General features: G+C 54.9%; 18 protein-coding genes and 1 other annotated feature. Of the genes, 5 read left to right on the forward strand and 13 right to left on the reverse strand.

The features are described 5' to 3' along the window. Positions 1-204 precede the first annotated feature (204 nt). Positions 205-606: a RidA family protein gene (locus tag ACWKX3_RS04040; protein ID WP_058608659.1), complete on the reverse strand. Its 402-nt coding sequence runs from the start codon at positions 604-606 to the stop codon at positions 205-207. Between the two features lie 140 nt (positions 607-746). Between ACWKX3_RS04040 and ACWKX3_RS04045 the strand changes: the two genes are divergently transcribed. After that, positions 747-1,349, forward strand: a complete 603-nt coding sequence (locus ACWKX3_RS04045; protein ID WP_058608660.1) for a TetR/AcrR family transcriptional regulator — start codon at positions 747-749, stop codon at positions 1,347-1,349. Between the two features lie 74 nt (positions 1,350-1,423). Here the strand turns inward: ACWKX3_RS04045 and trpA are convergent, their stop codons facing one another. From trpA to trpL, 6 genes are all read right to left on the reverse strand, one after another. After that, positions 1,424-2,233 carry a tryptophan synthase subunit alpha gene (trpA, locus tag ACWKX3_RS04050; RefSeq protein WP_058608661.1) on the reverse strand — a complete coding sequence of 270 codons (810 nt, stop codon included), beginning with the start codon at positions 2,231-2,233 and terminating at the stop codon, positions 1,424-1,426. Beyond that, complete coding sequence (gene trpB, locus ACWKX3_RS04055) at positions 2,233-3,426, reverse strand: tryptophan synthase subunit beta (RefSeq protein ID WP_220710245.1); 1,194 nt, start codon at positions 3,424-3,426, stop codon at positions 2,233-2,235. Before trpB ends, trpA begins: the two co-directional genes overlap by 1 nt. Positions 3,427-3,436: 10 nt before the next feature. After that, positions 3,437-4,795: a bifunctional indole-3-glycerol-phosphate synthase TrpC/phosphoribosylanthranilate isomerase TrpF gene (gene trpCF, locus ACWKX3_RS04060; RefSeq protein ID WP_220710244.1), complete on the reverse strand. Its 1,359-nt coding sequence runs from the start codon at positions 4,793-4,795 to the stop codon at positions 3,437-3,439. A 3-nt stretch (positions 4,796-4,798) separates the two neighbouring features. Then, positions 4,799-6,394, reverse strand: coding sequence for a bifunctional anthranilate synthase glutamate amidotransferase component TrpG/anthranilate phosphoribosyltransferase TrpD (gene trpD, locus ACWKX3_RS04065; protein ID WP_006175694.1), 1,596 nt, complete (start codon positions 6,392-6,394; stop codon positions 4,799-4,801). Then, positions 6,394-7,956 (reverse strand): anthranilate synthase component 1, encoded by a 1,563-nt coding sequence (locus ACWKX3_RS04070; RefSeq protein ID WP_454541315.1) that lies wholly within the window; start codon positions 7,954-7,956, stop codon positions 6,394-6,396. Before ACWKX3_RS04070 ends, trpD begins: the two co-directional genes overlap by 1 nt. A 26-nt stretch (positions 7,957-7,982) precedes the next feature. After that, positions 7,983-8,077: a sequence feature (Trp leader region), on the reverse strand. Then, positions 8,054-8,098, reverse strand: coding sequence for a trp operon leader peptide (trpL, locus tag ACWKX3_RS04075; protein ID WP_071524153.1), 45 nt, complete (start codon positions 8,096-8,098; stop codon positions 8,054-8,056). Its footprint overlaps the feature before it by 24 nt. Before the next feature lie 139 nt (positions 8,099-8,237). Here trpL and rnm point away from each other — a divergent pair, with 139 nt between their 5' ends. Together rnm and ACWKX3_RS04085 are read left to right on the forward strand one after the other, a co-directional pair. After that, on the forward strand, positions 8,238-9,119 hold the full coding sequence (gene rnm / locus ACWKX3_RS04080) for an RNase RNM (RefSeq protein WP_236348316.1): 882 nt from the start codon (positions 8,238-8,240) through the stop codon (positions 9,117-9,119). Beyond that, positions 9,116-9,736 (forward strand): L-threonylcarbamoyladenylate synthase, encoded by a 621-nt coding sequence (locus tag ACWKX3_RS04085; protein WP_006175691.1) that lies wholly within the window; start codon positions 9,116-9,118, stop codon positions 9,734-9,736. The genes rnm and ACWKX3_RS04085 overlap by 4 nt, the downstream gene beginning before the upstream one ends. A 64-nt stretch (positions 9,737-9,800) precedes the next feature. Here ACWKX3_RS04085 and ACWKX3_RS04090 read toward each other — a convergent pair whose 3' ends face one another. The 3 genes from ACWKX3_RS04090 to ACWKX3_RS04100 are packed head-to-tail and all read right to left on the reverse strand — an operon-like array spanning position 9,801 to position 11,702. Continuing rightward, positions 9,801-10,076: a hypothetical protein gene (locus tag ACWKX3_RS04090; RefSeq protein WP_454541316.1), complete on the reverse strand. Its 276-nt coding sequence runs from the start codon at positions 10,074-10,076 to the stop codon at positions 9,801-9,803. Then, positions 10,060-11,223, reverse strand: a complete 1,164-nt coding sequence (locus ACWKX3_RS04095; protein WP_454541317.1) for a PAAR domain-containing protein — start codon at positions 11,221-11,223, stop codon at positions 10,060-10,062. The genes ACWKX3_RS04090 and ACWKX3_RS04095 overlap by 17 nt, the downstream gene beginning before the upstream one ends. Beyond that, positions 11,223-11,702 (reverse strand): PAAR domain-containing protein, encoded by a 480-nt coding sequence (locus ACWKX3_RS04100; RefSeq protein ID WP_454541318.1) that lies wholly within the window; start codon positions 11,700-11,702, stop codon positions 11,223-11,225. Before ACWKX3_RS04100 ends, ACWKX3_RS04095 begins: the two co-directional genes overlap by 1 nt. Before the next feature lie 434 nt (positions 11,703-12,136). On the opposite strand from ACWKX3_RS04100, the gene rluB reads away from it, so the two are divergent. Continuing rightward, positions 12,137-13,012 carry a 23S rRNA pseudouridine(2605) synthase RluB gene (rluB, locus tag ACWKX3_RS04105; RefSeq protein ID WP_006175690.1) on the forward strand — a complete coding sequence of 292 codons (876 nt, stop codon included), beginning with the start codon at positions 12,137-12,139 and terminating at the stop codon, positions 13,010-13,012. Positions 13,013-13,048: 36 nt separating this feature from the next. Here rluB and cobO read toward each other — a convergent pair whose 3' ends face one another. Both cobO and ACWKX3_RS04115 read right to left on the reverse strand, forming a co-directional pair. Beyond that, complete coding sequence (cobO, locus tag ACWKX3_RS04110; protein WP_058608666.1) at positions 13,049-13,639, reverse strand: cob(I)yrinic acid a,c-diamide adenosyltransferase; 591 nt, start codon at positions 13,637-13,639, stop codon at positions 13,049-13,051. Further along, on the reverse strand, positions 13,636-14,397 hold the full coding sequence (locus tag ACWKX3_RS04115) for a YciK family oxidoreductase (protein WP_058608667.1): 762 nt from the start codon (positions 14,395-14,397) through the stop codon (positions 13,636-13,638). Before ACWKX3_RS04115 ends, cobO begins: the two co-directional genes overlap by 4 nt. A 253-nt stretch (positions 14,398-14,650) precedes the next feature. Here ACWKX3_RS04115 and sohB point away from each other — a divergent pair, with 253 nt between their 5' ends. Next, on the forward strand, positions 14,651-15,697 hold the full coding sequence (sohB, locus tag ACWKX3_RS04120) for a protease SohB (protein WP_137273298.1): 1,047 nt from the start codon (positions 14,651-14,653) through the stop codon (positions 15,695-15,697). 34 nt (positions 15,698-15,731) lie between these two features. Here sohB and ACWKX3_RS04125 read toward each other — a convergent pair whose 3' ends face one another. Continuing rightward, entirely contained in the window at positions 15,732-15,983 is a 252-nt protein-coding gene (locus tag ACWKX3_RS04125; protein ID WP_006175686.1) for a YciN family protein, read from the reverse strand. Positions 15,984-16,056: the final 73 nt, after the last annotated feature.

A 16,056-nucleotide genomic window follows, 5' to 3' on the forward strand; every position in this document is an offset into this window, starting at 1 on the left:
GGGTGGAGCGACTGATGATGGTCGCCGTTTATTGTGGAAACCCTGAAAAAGGGACCAGTGGTTTTAGCTTATCAGTGCGGTATTACGTACATTCTTCTTTGCTATTTAATCCCTTCATAGCCATCTATCGTTTCACGCCAAATCAAACATAGCCGTGCGATTTCACACACAGATATCGCTCCCTGATATCTGTGTGTGATCTCTTTATTCCTGATGTTCAGGGATTCGGGCAATAACCTTTATCTCAAAATCAAAGCCTGCCAGCCAGTTCACGCCCACCGCTGTCCAGTTCGGATAGGGGGGCTTCGGGAAAAGGGTTTGTTTCACCTGCATAATGGTTGGGAACTGATTCTCTGGATCGGTATGAAAGGTTGTCACATCAATAAGATCGTCGAACGTACAGCCTGCAGCATTAAGCGTGGCCTTGAGATTATCGAAGGCACGTTCTACCTGCGCGGCAAAATCCGGCTCGGGTGTGCCATCTTCCCGGCTCCCCACCTGCCCGGACACAAACAATAAATCACCAGAGCGGATCGCTGCGGAATAACCATGCTTTTCATAGAGCGCATGGCGATTTGCAGGGAAAACGGGTTTCGGTTGGTTCATAACGTATCCTTTATTTGGGTGGACGACAGCGGATGCGCGGCATAGATAAATGACTTAATATACGCGGCGTATGTAAAATTAATCACACATACGCCGCGTATGTCAAACTTCCTGCGCGGCGTTTATTGCAAGGAGTCCGTATGGCTGCCAAACGCCGCGCCGAAACGATGGAAGAAACCCGCATAAAGTTGATTGCTGCTGCACGAAAAGCCTTCGCCGAAAAAGGGTTTGCCGCAGCATCAATGGATGATTTGACCGCCAGCGTTGGCCTGACGCGTGGGGCCCTTTACCACCATTTTGGGGACAAAAAAGGGTTACTTGCCGCTGTGGTTACCCAGGTGGATTCTGAAATGGCGCAAAGTGCCAAAGATGCCGCGGCACATTACGGTGATGACCAGCAAAAGCTTCTGGCTGAAGGGATCGCCTATATCAGGATGGCGCTTGATGAAGAGGTCCGGCGCATCGTTCTGCTTGATGGCCCGGCTTTTCTCGGGGACCCTACAAAATGGCCGAGTCAGAATAACTGCCTCGATGCCACGCGGGAGCGCATTTCAGATCTGATTGAACGCGGCTTAATCAAGCCGGTAGATGTCGATGCCACTGCCTGGCTGCTAAACGGGGCCGCACTGAATGCCGCGCAGTGGGTGGCTGCAAGCGAAAATCCGCAGGATGCATTACCAAAAGCGATTCAGGTTTTTACCCTGTTGGTAAATGGCCTACTGGAAGGTGCCACGCTTTCATAACGCCGAAAATATCATTGCCTGTTTCACAGGGAATAAGAGGAACCGTCTGGTCCAGTGACCAGACGGTGGCAGGATCAGGCTTTGCGGGTTGCCGCTTTCATTTCGCTAACAAATGTTTTCAGCTCAGCCAGCATCTGGTCGGGCTTATCAAGATTTTTCTCGATGATTTTAACAATCGCAGAGCCGGAAATCGCGCCCGCGGCTTTTGCATCTATTGCCGCTGCAACCTGATCCGGTGAAGAGATACCAAAGCCCTGCAGCGGCGGAGCCGCGTGATACTCGGCCAGTTTCTCCACCAGATGATGCAGAGGCAGCGCCGCTTTGTTTTCAGCGCCAGTCACACCCGCACGGGAGAGCAGGTAGGTATACCCCCGTCCGTAAGAAGCAATCTGACGCAGCAGTTCGTCATCTGCGTTTGGCGGACAGATGAAAATCGGTGCAACGTTGTGACGCATCGCCGCCTGGCGGAACGGTGCAGACTCTTCAACCGGCACATCGGCCACCAGCACAGAGTCAACGCCGACGCGAGCGCACTCGGCATAAAACTCATCAATGCCGCGGTTAAAGACCAGGTTGGCGTACATCAGCAGGCCAATCGGGATGGTCGGGTGTTTCTGACGGATTGCCGCCAGCATCTCGAAACATTGAGTTGGGGTAACGCCGGAGGCAAAAGCGCGCAGGGTGGCATCCTGAATGGTTGGGCCATCCGCCAGTGGGTCAGAGAAAGGGATGCCCAACTCCAGCGCATCCGCACCGCCTTCAATCAGGGCATCGATAATTTTAAGCGACTGCTCAGGTCCCGGGTCGCCCAGAGTGACGAAGGGGACAAACGCGCCTTCCTGGCGGGCCTTCAGCTGTGCAAATGCGTTATCATAGCGTTCCATCAGATTTCCCCTCGTGCTTTCAGAATATCGTGAACGGTGAAGATATCTTTGTCACCGCGACCGGAAAGGTTGACCACCAGCAGCTGCTCTTTCTCCGGGTTCTCTTTGATCATTTTCAGAGCGTGCGCCAGGGCGTGGGAAGATTCCAGCGCCGGGATGATCCCTTCGTTACGACACAGGGTCTTGAACGCCTCCAGCGCTTCGTCATCGGTAATCGAGACGTATTCAGCGCGCCCAATGCTGTTCAGGTGAGCGTGCTGAGGCCCTACTGACGGGAAATCCAGTCCGGCGGAGATGGAGTAAGACTCTTCAATCTGGCCTTCATCGGTCTGCATCATAGGAGACTTCATACCGAAGTAGATCCCAACCCGACCATGCTTCAGCGGCGCGCCGTGTTCACCCGATTCGATTCCGTGACCGGCAGGCTCTACTCCAACCAGACCAACGCGAGGTTCATCGATGAAATCAGCGAACATCCCGATGGCGTTTGAGCCGCCGCCCACGCAGGCGATAACCGCATCCGGCAGACGCCCCTCTTTTTCGAGGATCTGCGCTTTCGTTTCTTCCCCAATCATGCGCTGGAATTCGCGCACGATGGTCGGGAACGGGTGCGGACCTGCGGCGGTGCCAAGCATATAGTGCGCGGTGTCGTAGCTGCCGGACCAGTCGCGCAGCGCTTCGTTACAGGCATCTTTCAGCGTGGCGGATCCGCTGTGAACCGGGATCACCTCAGCCCCCATCAGGCGCATACGGAAGACGTTTGGCGACTGACGCTCGACATCTTTCGCGCCCATGTAAATACGGCATTTCAGGCCGAGCAGGGCGCTGGCGAGGGCAGATGCCACACCGTGTTGGCCTGCGCCGGTCTCGGCGATGATTTCGGTTTTGCCCATGCGTTTTGCGAGCAGCGCCTGGCCAAGGACCTGGTTGGTTTTATGCGCACCGCCGTGGAGCAAATCTTCACGCTTGAGATACAGCGTGGTTTTGCTGCCTTCGGTCAGGTTGCGGCATTTTGTCAGGGCCGTAGGACGCCCCGCGTAGTTTTTCAGCAGATCGGTAAACTCGGCCTGGAACGCCGGGTCTTTTTGCGCGCTGACAAAGGCTTCTTCCAGCTGGCGCAGAGCGGGCATCAGGATCTGTGGCACGTACATACCACCGAACTCACCAAAATACGGGTTTAGTAATGTCGTCATTGTTTATTCCTTAATATGCACGCAGAGTTTTAAATACCGAGGCCAGCTTGCTGGCATCTTTTATGCCCGGCTGGGACTCTACGCCTGAATTGAAATCGAGACCGGCGCAGCCGGCTTTGGCCGCTTCTACACAGTTATCCGGGCTGAGACCGCCCGCGAGCAGGACATTGTCCAGCGCTTCGTCTTTCAGCAAGGACCAGTCAAAGCGCTGGCCCGAGCCGCCCTGGCCGTTGTCGAGCACGTATTTATCGACATGATTCAGATTACGCGCCGGTAACGTATCGCCCACGCTTTGCGCTTTCCAGATTTGCACCCGAGGCGCCAGCGCGGCGCGCAGCGCATCGATATACGCCTGATCTTCATTGCCGTGCAGCTGTACCGCACTCAGGGATAACGCCTCGGCTTTTGCTGCTACGTCGGCAATATCGGCATTGCGGAACACGCCCACGTAGCTGAGCGGGGCCGCCGCAATAACGTTACGGGCCTGGTCTTCACTCACCACCCGGGGCGATGAGTCCACGAAAATCAGCCCGCCATAAATAGCGCCCGCTTCATACGCGGCCTTGGCATCCTGCTCGCGCGTTAATCCACACACTTTGTTTTCACCCAGCAACACGCGGCGGACCGCCGCGTTGAGATCGTCATGTTCCATCATCGCGGAGCCGATCAAGAAACCGTTGGCAAAGTGGCTCAGTTCACGCACCTGGGCGTAGCTGTTGATGCCGGATTCGCTGATGACCGTCACGCCCGCCCCCAGGCGTGGTGCAAGCTGGCGCGTACGGTTAAGGTCGATTGACAGGTCGCGCAGGTCGCGGTTGTTAATGCCAACCACTTTTGCCTCAAGGGCGATGGCGCGCTCCAGCTCCTCTTCGTTGCTCACTTCGGTCAGCACGCCCATGTTCAGACTGTGGGCCACCGCAGAGAGCTGGCGGTACTGCTCGTCATCAAGTACCGAGAGCATCAGCAGGCAGGCGTCGGCCTGGTAGAAACGCGCGAGCCAGATCTGATACGGATCGATAATAAAGTCTTTGCAGAGGATCGGCTGCGGCGCAATGCCGCTGACGATGGGCAGGAAATCAAAGCTGCCCTGAAAATATTTCTCATCCGTCAGCACCGAGATGGCGGACGCATGGTGTTTGTAAATTCCGGCAATGCGCGCCGGGTCGAAATCGTCACGGATGACGCCTTTGGACGGAGACGCCTTTTTGCACTCCAGAATAAACGCGGTGCGCGCGCCCTGCAGGGCATCATAAAAGCGGCGCGTGCTGGGTACGACGTCATTCTGAAAGCTGGCGAGCGGTTGCTGCGCCTTGCGTGCTTCAACCCAGATGGCCTTATCGGCGACGATTTTCGCTAAAACGGTCTGCATTCTTTACCCTCTTGCCGCAAGTGCGGTAACGCGATCGTAAGCTGCACCGGAGCGCAGTACGTCCAGAACTTTTTGCGCGTTGGCCTTCAGATCTTCCTCACCGTGCAAACGCATCAGCATGGCGACGTTGGCAGCAACGGCGGCCTCATGAGCGACTTCACCTTTACCTTGTAATAAGCGCGTGAGAATGTCACGGTTTTCTTCCGGCGTGCCGCCTGCCAGCGCCTCCTGATGATACGGCGTTAAACCGAAGTCAGCCGCGTCGAGCTGATAGCTCAGAATTTCACCGTTGCGCAGTTCAGCGACAAGCGTTGGCGCGTGTAACGAAACCTCATCCATACCACCGCTATGAACGACAGCGGCACGCTGATAACCCAGCACGCGCAGCGTCTCGGCAATTGGCAATACCAGCTCAGGGCTGTAAACGCCAATCAGCGCCAGCGGCGGATGGGCCGGGTTGATCAACGGGCCTAAAACGTTAAACAGCGTGCGCGTTTTAAGCTGCTGACGAACCGGCATCGCGTGGCGGAAACCGGTGTGGTATTTCGGCGCGAACAGGAAGCAAACGCCGAGGTCGTCCAGCGCTTCACGCGAGCGTTCGGCCTGCATGTCGAGGTTAATCCCAAATGCCGCCAGCAGGTCGGATGAACCGGACCGGCTGGACACGCTGCGGTTGCCATGTTTTGCCACTTTCAAACCACAGGCAGCCGCCACGAAGGCGCTGGCGGTGGATATATTAATGCTGTTGCTGCCGTCACCGCCGGTACCGACGATATCGGCAAACTGATAGTCGGGACGCGGGAACGGGGCGGCGTTTTCCAGCAGGGCCGTTGCCGCACCGGCAATCTCCTGCGGGCTTTCGCCGCGCACCTTCATGCTGACCAGCGCGGCCGCCAGTTGCTCAGGTTTCAGCTCGCCACGCACCACCGCGGAGAAGAGCTGGTGGCTCTCCTGCTGGCTCAGGGTTTGCGCCTGGTACAGTTTTTCAAGGATCGGCTGCAGCGTGTTGGTCTGCTCCAGCTTCTGCAGCGCCCAGTTCAGCGTTTGCTCAAGCAGGCGCGCGCCGTTAGAGGTCAGAATCGATTCCGGGTGGAACTGCAGTCCGCATACGCGGTCCGCATCGTGACGCACGGCCATCACCATACCTTCAAACGAGGCGTTGATGGTCAAACCGGCCGGGATATTGCTGCCTACCAGCGAGTGATAGCGCGCCACCGGCAGCGGATTTGGCAGCCCGGCAAACATGGCCTGGCCGTCGTGTTCAATGCTGGATGCTTTACCGTGCAGAATTTCACCCGCCTGGCCGACGTAACCGCCGTACGCTTCCACAATCGCCTGATGACCCAGGCAGATGCCGACGATCGGCAGCTTGCCGCGCATCCGGGTCAGCAGTTCAGGCATGCAGCCCGCTTCGCTCGGTGCGCCGGGCCCCGGAGAGAGCATCAGCACCGGGTTTTGCATGGTACCCAGACGGTCAATCAGCGTTTGCGCCGGAACATGGTTACGGTAGATAACAACGTTATGACCGTTTGCACGCAGCTGATCTGCCAGGTTGTAGGTAAAGGAGTCGATATTATCGAGCAGCAGAATGTCAGCCATCAGAAAATCTCCTGTGCATGATGGGCGGTCGCAATGGCGCGCAGTACCGCGCGGGCCTTACTGCGCGTTTCGTCAGCCTCAGACTGCGGAACAGAATCAAGAACAATCCCTGCGCCCGCCTGAACGGTGGCGATCCCGTCCTCGACATACGCGGAGCGGATCACGATGCAGGTGTCCAGGTCACCGTGCGCGGTGAAATACCCCACCGCGCCGCCGTAGCTGCCGCGTCGACGGCCTTCGGCTTCGGCGATCAACTGCATTGCACGGACTTTCGGCGCGCCGCTCAGGGTGCCCATGTTCATGCAGGCACGGTAGGCGTGCAGCACGTCGAGGTCGCTACGTAGTTCGCCAACCACGCGGGAGACGAGGTGCATCACAAACGAGTAGCGGTCAACTTTGGTCAGGTCTGCCACGTAGCGGCTGCCGGGGGTGCAGATACGTGCCAGATCGTTGCGCGCCAGGTCTACGAGCATCAGGTGCTCGGACAGCTCTTTGTGATCGGTGCGCATCTCCAGCTCGATACGGCTGTCGAGATCGCGATCGAGCGTGCCATCAGCACGGCGTCCACGCGGGCGCGTGCCGGCAATCGGGTAGATCTCAATCTGGCGGCTGGTGGCATCGTACTTCAGGGAGCTTTCCGGCGACGCGCCGAACAGCGTGAAATCGTTATCCTGCATAAAGAACATGTACGGACTTGGGTTGCTCTTTTTCAGCACGTCATAGGCCGCCAGCGGCGACGGGCAGGGCAGTGAGAAGCGGCGAGACGGCACCACCTGAAAAATTTCCCCGGCGCGGATCGCTTTCTGCATCTGACGAACCACCGCACCGTATTGATCGTCGGTCTGGTTTACGTCACAGGCCATTTTTTCCACGCGCTGCACCGGCAGTGCAGGTGGCTCTTGTGTCATCTGCTGTTGCAACTGAGCGATGCGGTGCTCAAGGCGGTTTCTCTCTGCGGCAGAAGGCGTAAACAGGCTGGCCTGTATACGGGTGTATTTTTTCTGATGGTCGATCACCAACAAGGTTTCGGCCAGATAGAAGCAGTAGTCCGGGCAACGGTTGCCTTGCTCGGTTTCCGGCAGCGTTTCGAAACCGGCGACCAGATCGTAGGCAAACAGTCCACCGAAGAACATGGCTTCACGCTCGTCTTCCGGCACCGAGACCAGATTCTGCAGCAGGCGGAAAGCATCAAATACAGACAGGGAGCAAAGGCGTGCATCTTCGTCCAGCAGCTGGCTGACCGGCGGGAAGCGCAGAATGCGCATTTCCGGATGGCGTTCGTTGTCGATGCCTGACGGCAGAGCCGCGTCCAGCAGGGGCAGCAGCGACGCGCCATTTTCTGATAAGGCCTTAATAGTGACGACGTCACCTAATGCAGTAATGCGCAGCGCGCTGTCGACCAGCAGCAGGCTTTTCAGATCGTCTTTGCTGTCGATATCCGCCGATTCCAGCAGCAGGGTGGCCGGGCGCGCGCCGCACACCTGGTGAAACAGCGCGGTCGGATTATGGCGATAGGCCGCCTCGCAGGTCAGCAGTTCGAGGTTGGGTTTGGCTGTTTGCATGGTTGTGTTCTCATCATATTTTGTTCAAAAAAAAGCCCGCTTGGGAGCGGGCCGGGTATCTGTTTGCTTGTCGCAGACGCGTGACACCGCCCGATAATCAGGAAGTGCGCCACCAACCGTGCAAAGCGAAATGTGCTGTCATTTTCAGATACCTTTCTCGTGTGAACTTGCGTACTAGTTAACTAGTTCAATGGCGTATTGTCAACCCTTGATTTCATAATTTCTCGCAAGGCCGTTATCATAGGGTTTTAGAAGGTTTGTAACCTGTAACGGGAAGTGCTTTGAGCGATACCACATACGCCATAATTTACGATTTACACAGTCATACACAGGCCTCTGATGGCTTGCTGACGCCCGAGGCGTTGGTCCATCGCGCCGCAGAAATGCGGGTCGGCACCCTGGCGATAACCGATCACGATACCACCGATGCGATCCCGGCGGCGCGCGCCGAAATTGCCCGTAGCGGATTAGCGCTCAACCTGATTGCCGGCGTCGAAATTTCGACCCTCTGGGAAAACCATGAAATTCATATCGTTGGCCTGAACATCGATATAGACCATCCGGCAATGCGCGCGTTTTTGCAAGAACAAAAAGTCCGCCGCAACCAGCGTGCCGAGATGATTGGCGAGCGGCTGGAAAAGGCACATATCCCCGGGGCGCTGGAAGGCGCGCAAAAACTGGCGAAGGGCGGGGCGGTGACGCGCGGTCATTTTGCCCGTTTTCTGGTTGAGGCGGGCAAGGCCACGACGATGGCCGACGTCTTTAAAAAATATCTGGCGCGTGGGAAAACAGGATACGTTCCGCCACAGTGGTGTACAATAAAACAAGCTATTGATGTCATTCATCATTCTGGCGGTAAGGCGGTGCTGGCCCATCCCGGGCGGTATAATCTTTCTGCTAAATGGCTGAAAAGACTGCTGGCACACTTTGCCGAAAACGGCGGTGAGGCGATGGAAGTTGCCCAGTGCCAGCAGGCGCCCAATGAGCGATCCCAGCTCGCGACCTATGCACAACAGTTTGGCCTTCTTGGCTCACAGGGCTCTGATTTTCATCAACCCTGCGCGTGGATTGAACTGGGGCGTAAGCTCTGGCTTCCTGCAGGCGTAGAGCCTGTCTGGACGCTCTGGGAACAGCCACAGCATATTGAAGAGAGGGAAGTATGAGTCAGTTTTTCTATATTCATCCGGATAACCCGCAGGCGCGTCTGATTAATCAGGCCGTGGAGATTGTTCGTAAGGGCGGCGTGATCGTCTACCCGACCGATTCGGGCTACGCGCTGGGCTGCAAAATTGAAGACAAAGGCGCAATGGAGCGCATCTGCCGCATTCGCCAGCTCCCGGACGGGCATAACTTTACCCTGATGTGTCGGGATCTGTCTGAACTGTCGACCTATGCCTACGTCGACAACGTGGCGTTTCGCCTGATCAAAAACAACACGCCCGGCAATTACACCTTCATCCTGAAAGGGACTAAAGAGGTGCCGCGCCGTCTGTTGCAGGAAAAACGCAAAACCATTGGGATGCGCGTACCCTCTAACCCGATTGCGCAGGCGCTGCTGGAAACCCTGGGCGAGCCAATGCTCTCAACGTCGCTGATGCTGCCCGGCAGCGAATTTACCGAGTCAGATCCGGAAGAGATCAAAGATCGCCTGGAGAAGGTGGTAGAGCTGATCATTCATGGCGGCTACCTCGGCCAGCAGCCGACAACAGTGATAGATCTTACCGAAGATGCGCCGGAAGTGATTCGTGAGGGCGTAGGTGACGTTAAACCTTTCTTGTAAATAAGGTTTTTAATGCCTGAAATTAAGGAAAGAGCGGAGGCTGGATTTCTCCAGCCTTTGTCAGTCATCTCACCTTCTTGAAAATGAGCAGGATCAGAGGGACACAAATCGCAAATCCGTAAATTGCTGCATCGAAAACTATACCTGTAGCTTGAAGGATAGAATCAATCGAAGCATGGTATTCATTCAACGGTATAGGGTTAGAAAATTGCATACTTTCATTCTCGCTGAAAGCAGAAAATGAGAATGTCGCTAGCGCCAACCCAATAAAGTAGCAAAGCGATACAATGCAGATTCCGCCCCATCGGAAAAGAGTTTTAGTTTTAGTTGTCATCGCCATAAGAACCTCCTAATACACCGTCAACAGTGCCGCCTGAATATGGAGACAATGAATCTCCAATAGCCGCACCATCTGCAACGATATGCTGAAATTTCCCACCGGGAGTTTCCTGGAATGGCTGCAAATTGTCTGAATTAGGGTAATGCTCTTTAAATGCGCTTGTCATCTCAACTACAAGCATTGAGGACATGTCTCCACCTTTCCCGATGAGAAATCTTTGCAGTGATACAGGAATGGTAAAATCCTCCTCGGCATCGATAGTTAGCTGTGTCGTCGTCGATGTATAACCATGTTCGAATACTCTTGAGCCTGCAAACTTGATCCCTTCGACTGAATGCGTGGTGCAGTTTCTGCCAGTCACATCATACCTATCAATGGCGCGGCCTCTTCTCCTCGTGGTTGCTTTCATGTTTGACGTTTGGAGCGATGGTTTACTGCTGTTCCATCGGTCTTCGAAGAACTCTCTTGTTAGCTCTGGATCGGCATCATCTATGCGGAAGACGCGAGCACTCATTTCATACAGCTCAGAACGATAGTACACCCTTGCGTCTTCATCTTGCAGGAAGTTAAGAATGCCATCACCCGTAAACCCCCAAGGATTGGTTCTACCATAGCGCCCGTATGTATAAAGGTAGACATGGTTATTCTCATGCACAGAAACGAAAGCGTGACCTGCGTTTTTGGTTTCAGTCCAGATGTAAACGCCATTCAATAAAGGGTTATCTTCTGGCTTGCAGAAGTCAGCAAAGCTGTTTTGCTTCTGCGATAACTGGGCGTGTTGTTCCGGTGCTGACTCAATAGACCCTGGAAGTATAGGCATCTCGACGAGGTGAGATAGCTCGGTGTGCGTTACTGTTGGTTCACCACCAAGCTCGTAATTATCCTCCCAGTTTGATGGAACGAATTTCGATTTGCATGGGCAGGAGCTATAGCTGTGCAGCGTTCCGGCAATCCTTTTACCATGTATAACGTCGGTAACAAGACCGCCACAGATACGGTAACGACCGGGATGTTTACCACAGGTCACTTGATGGCCTTCACAGGCCATGTCTTTACCGAAAAACTGGTGATCACTCCATCCTTCAATAATCCGACCGCCGCATACCGTCTTATCACCCCTGAACAGAAAGTAACCATTGTCTGCCATTAGCGCTTACTCCCTGGCATCGTGAAGAATCCTTTCGAGAATGTGTCACCTTCATGGAAAACCAGTCTGCTGTCGGATTGTGGTGTTGAGATTATTTCGTCTCCATTGTCAACCGTACTTACAACCAGTGCCGCAGATGCGCCCTGCATAATACGCGCTCCACCTGTACTGGAAATAATAGTGGCTTCACTGCTCTCAGCGTAGACAACTTTGACAACTTTATCTCCCACTCGTGCAATCCTGTACCCTCCAGCCGTACAGCCTCCTGAAGCATTGCGGATCACTCCGCCGTTGCGGGTTACGCATCCCACTACAGCGAATCGAAAAATATAAGTTACTGGGCGACTAACTTGCTTGTTAAAATCTTCAAACACTTCGCGTGTCTTGCTGTCACAGCCCGCAAAGAAATCTTCGTCGTAGGGTGGCTGTGAGGAGGATTCTCGAAATTCAGGCATGATCCCATTAGCATATTGCTGCATAAGTCCGTTTGCTTATGATAGAAATAATTACAGCGGTCATTTTACAAACAATAACCACATACGCAATAAGCATTAGGCTTAAGCAAAACTGTGTTTCGTAACCCAGAATCTTCCTTTTGAACTCCTCAATGTCCTTTTCCCCATTTTGAACGAATGGGTTGTGCAGGTGGATCTGACCCATGATCACTTTCGCTTGTATTTGGCGGTCAGTACCTGGAGCCAGATGCAAAAAACTTGTTGAATCATTTAGTCTAAAGTTAGTGTAGTATGTGCGCCCACGAATCATTGTGTGTGACAGCGTGTGTGACATATTGTTTGCCATGCTGTGTACCATGAAATAGTTATATATCAGTGAGTTAAGTTGTTATTGGTGCTAACTCGTTGTTTTTGAAAGTACACCAGACGCCTGTGAAGGCGACACCTGAGGAAGCTCAATGAGCGAGAAGTTACAGAAAGTGCTGGCGCGCGCCGGCCACGGCTCACGCCGTGAAATTGAAGCCATTATTGAAGCGGGCCGCGTGAGTGTGGACGGTAAAATCGCCACGCTGGGTGACCGCGTTGAAATCGTGCCGGGGTTGAAGATCCGTATTGACGGTCATCTTATCTCGGTTAAAGAGTCCGCTGAACAAATTTGTCGCGTGCTGGCTTACTACAAGCCAGAGGGCGAGCTGTGTACCCGTAATGACCCGGAAGGGCGACCAACGGTCTTCGACCGTTTGCCTAAACTGCGTGGCGCTCGCTGGATTGCCGTAGGCCGTCTGGACGTGAACACCTGCGGTCTGCTGCTGTTCACCACCGATGGTGAGCTGGCAAACCGTCTGATGCACCCAAGCCGTGAAGTGGAACGCGAATACGCCGTGCGCGTTTTCGGCCAGGTTGATGAGAACAAACTGCGCGATCTGTCGCGTGGCGTACAGCTTGAAGACGGTCCTGCGGCGTTCAAAACCATCAAGTTTACCGGTGGCGAAGGGATCAACCAGTGGTATAACGTTACCCTGACCGAAGGCCGTAACCGCGAGGTTCGTCGTCTGTGGGAAGCGGTGGGCGTGCAGGTGAGCCGTCTGATCCGCGTACGCTACGGCGATATCCTGCTGCCGAAAGGCCTGCCGCGCGGCGGGTATACCGAGCTGGACCTGGCGCAAACCAACTACCTGCGTGAACTGGTTGAACTCACCCCGGAAACCTCCTCTAAAGTGGCCGTGGAGAAAGATCGCCGTCGCATGAAGGCGAACCAGATCCGTCGTGCGGTGAAACGTCACAGCCAGGTGAGCAGCAATCGCCGCTCTGGCAGCCGTAACAACAACGGTTAAAACGAAAAGCCCGGTTAACGCAACCGGGCTTTTTTCTTAGTAATCAATGCCAATTTGCGCTTTGATGCCTGCATCAAAGGCGTGCTTAACCGGCCGCAACTCGCTGACCGTATCCGCCAGGTCCAGAATATCCCGATGACAGCCACGCCCCGTGACGATCACCGTCTGGTGCGCAGGGCGATTCTTCAATGCGTCCAGCACGCTTTCCAGCGACAGATAGTCATAAGCCACCATATAGGTGATCTCATCCAGCACCACCATGTTCAGCGTCGGGTCAGCCAGCATCCGTTTGGCATGCTCCCAAACGGCAAGGCAGGCAGCGGTGTCCGTTTCCCGGTTTTGGGTATCCCAGGTGAAGCCGGTTGCCATAACCTGAAACTCCACGCCGTGAGGCTCCAGTAAATTACGCTCGCCGTTGGGCCATTCGCCTTTGATAAACTGAATGACACCCACTTTATGCCCGTGCCCGACGGCACGGGTGACGGTGCCAAAAGCGGCGGTGGTTTTACCTTTGCCGTTGCCGGTAAACACAATAATGATACCGCGCTCTTCCTGGGCCGCTGCCACCCGGGCATCGACCTGGTCTTTAAGACGCTGCTGGCGCTGCTGATGACGTTCGTCACTCATTGTGAAATTCCCGGTTTACGACCCGGCTGGGCATCAAAGGTCATGCCCGTTTTGCGACGGCTGTCGTCGCCCATCAGCCAAAGGTACAGCGGCATGATATCCGCCGGGGTTTTGAGCTTGTGCGGATCTTCCGTCGGGAAGGCGCTGGCGCGCATTTTGGTACGCGTACCGCCAGGGTTAATACAGTTTACGCGCAGATGGCGGTTTTGATACTCCTCAGCCAGCACCTGCATCATACCTTCGGTCGCGAATTTCGACGCCGCATAGGCACCCCAGTTTGCCCGCCCTTCACGGCCCACACTGGAGGAGGTAAAGACCAGCGAGCCGGAATCCGAATTCAGTAATAAAGGAAGCAGTGCCTGAGTCAGGAAGAAGGTGCCGTTGACGTTGACCTGCATCACCTGCTGCCAGATGTCGGGGTCCTGCTCGTCCATCGGACGGACTTCACCCAGCAGCCCCGCGTTGTGCAATACGCCGTCCAGGCGCGGGTAATGGGCGGAAATACGCTGGGCAAGTTCCTTACACGTTGCCGGCGTACAGGTCAGCAGATCGAGCGTATACCAGGGCGTGGACGTGCCGCCAGCACGTTCAATTTCCTGCGCCACGGCTTTAAGTTTCTCCTCGTTACGGCCCACGAGGATGACGCTTGCGCCGTATTCTGAATAGGTGAGTGCGGCCTCGCGGCCGATCCCGTCGCTGGCACCGGTGACAAGAATAATTCGGTTCTGCAGCAGATTTTTTTGCGGTTGATAGTGCACGGTGACTCCTCGGGCGCACAGAGCGTTAAACGCGCCTTCTTTATATGACTTTTCGGCTTTATGCCCGAAATAGCATGAGAATTCAATCAGTCTACAGGACAGAATGCTGAGAAATTAACAATTTGCAACTATTTAAAGAGAAACGCGGGAATTCCTGAAGGCGACTCGCAGAGGTCTTGTCACAGGCGAGACGCCCGCGCCGCGCTGATGTACACTGGCGTGGAAGAATCGTGGTCAAATCAAGGTGGAACGCGTGGAATTACTTTCTCAATATGGGCTGTTTTTGGCAAAAATCGCAACGGTGGTGATTGCTATTGCGGTGATAGCCGTTTTGATTGTCAACCTGACGCAGCGCAAGCGTCAGCGTGGTGAGTTACGCATTACCCGCCTGAGTGAGCAATATAAAGAGATGCAGGAAGACATGTCGTTGTCCCTGCTCGATAGCCATCAACAGAAGTTGTGGCACAAGGCGCAGAAGAAAAAGCACAAGCAGGAGGCAAAAGCGGCAAAAGCCAAAGCAAAATTGAACCTCCCTCAGGATGCAGGCAAACCGCGGGTTTACGTGCTGGATTTTAAAGGCAGTATGGATGCCCATGAAGTCTCTTCCCTGCGCGAAGAGGTAACAGCCGTTCTGGCCGTCGCGAAACCGCAGGATCAGGTAGTCGTACGTCTGGAGAGCCCTGGTGGTGTGGTTCATGGCTATGGTCTGGCGGCCTCCCAGCTACAGCGTCTGCGCGAAAAACAGATCCCGCTGACTGTGGCCGTCGACAAGGTTGCGGCGAGCGGGGGCTATATGATGGCCTGCGTGGCGGATAAAATTGTTGCTGCGCCGTTCTCCATCATTGGGTCCATCGGCGTCGTGGCGCAAATTCCTAACTTTAACCGCTTCCTGAAAAACAAAGAGATCGACATTGAGCTGCATACCGCAGGCCAGTACAAGCGTACCCTGACGCTGTTGGGTGAAAACACGGAAGAAGGGCGTCAGAAATTCCGCGAAGATCTCAACGAAACGCACCACCTGTTTAAAGACTTTGTGCACCGCATGCGTCCAACGCTTGATATTGATAGTGTCGCGACGGGCGAGCACTGGTACGGCATTCAGGCACAGGAGAAGGGGCTGGTGGATGACGTGGGGACCAGTGACGACCTGCTGCTGAACCTGATGGAGGGGCACGAGCTGGTAGGCGTGCGCTTTACCCAGCGTAAGCGTCTGCTTGACCGCTTCACCAACAGCGCAGCGGAAAGCGCCGATCGCCTGCTGTTACGCTGGCTGCAGCGCGGACAGAAACCGCTGCTGTAAACAAAAACGCGAGGCCTTTGCCTCGCGTTTTACTTTAGTCGACCAGGTGATAGCGCTCTGAGAGCGTGTGCGCCAGGTATTTAAACATGTTAAATACCGCCGTGCTCTTCGGCGTAGGTAACCCCTGTTCATCAAGGAAGTATTCGCCGCTAAAGACTAACACGCCGTTCCGTTGCTCCACGCCCGTCGCTTCAATGCCCGCCAGAGTATCTTCATGTTCGCGAATAAGCCGGTTTGCTTCGATAAGCAGAGAGGCTCGGTCGATAGGTTGGGTCGTATTCTGCATATTCTACTCCTTAAAACAGTGGCAGTAGTTTACGCCGAGGGGGCGTCAGGGGCAAATTTTCCCTGTTATCTGA

The organism is Enterobacter sp. UPMP2052 (assembly GCF_053709675.1).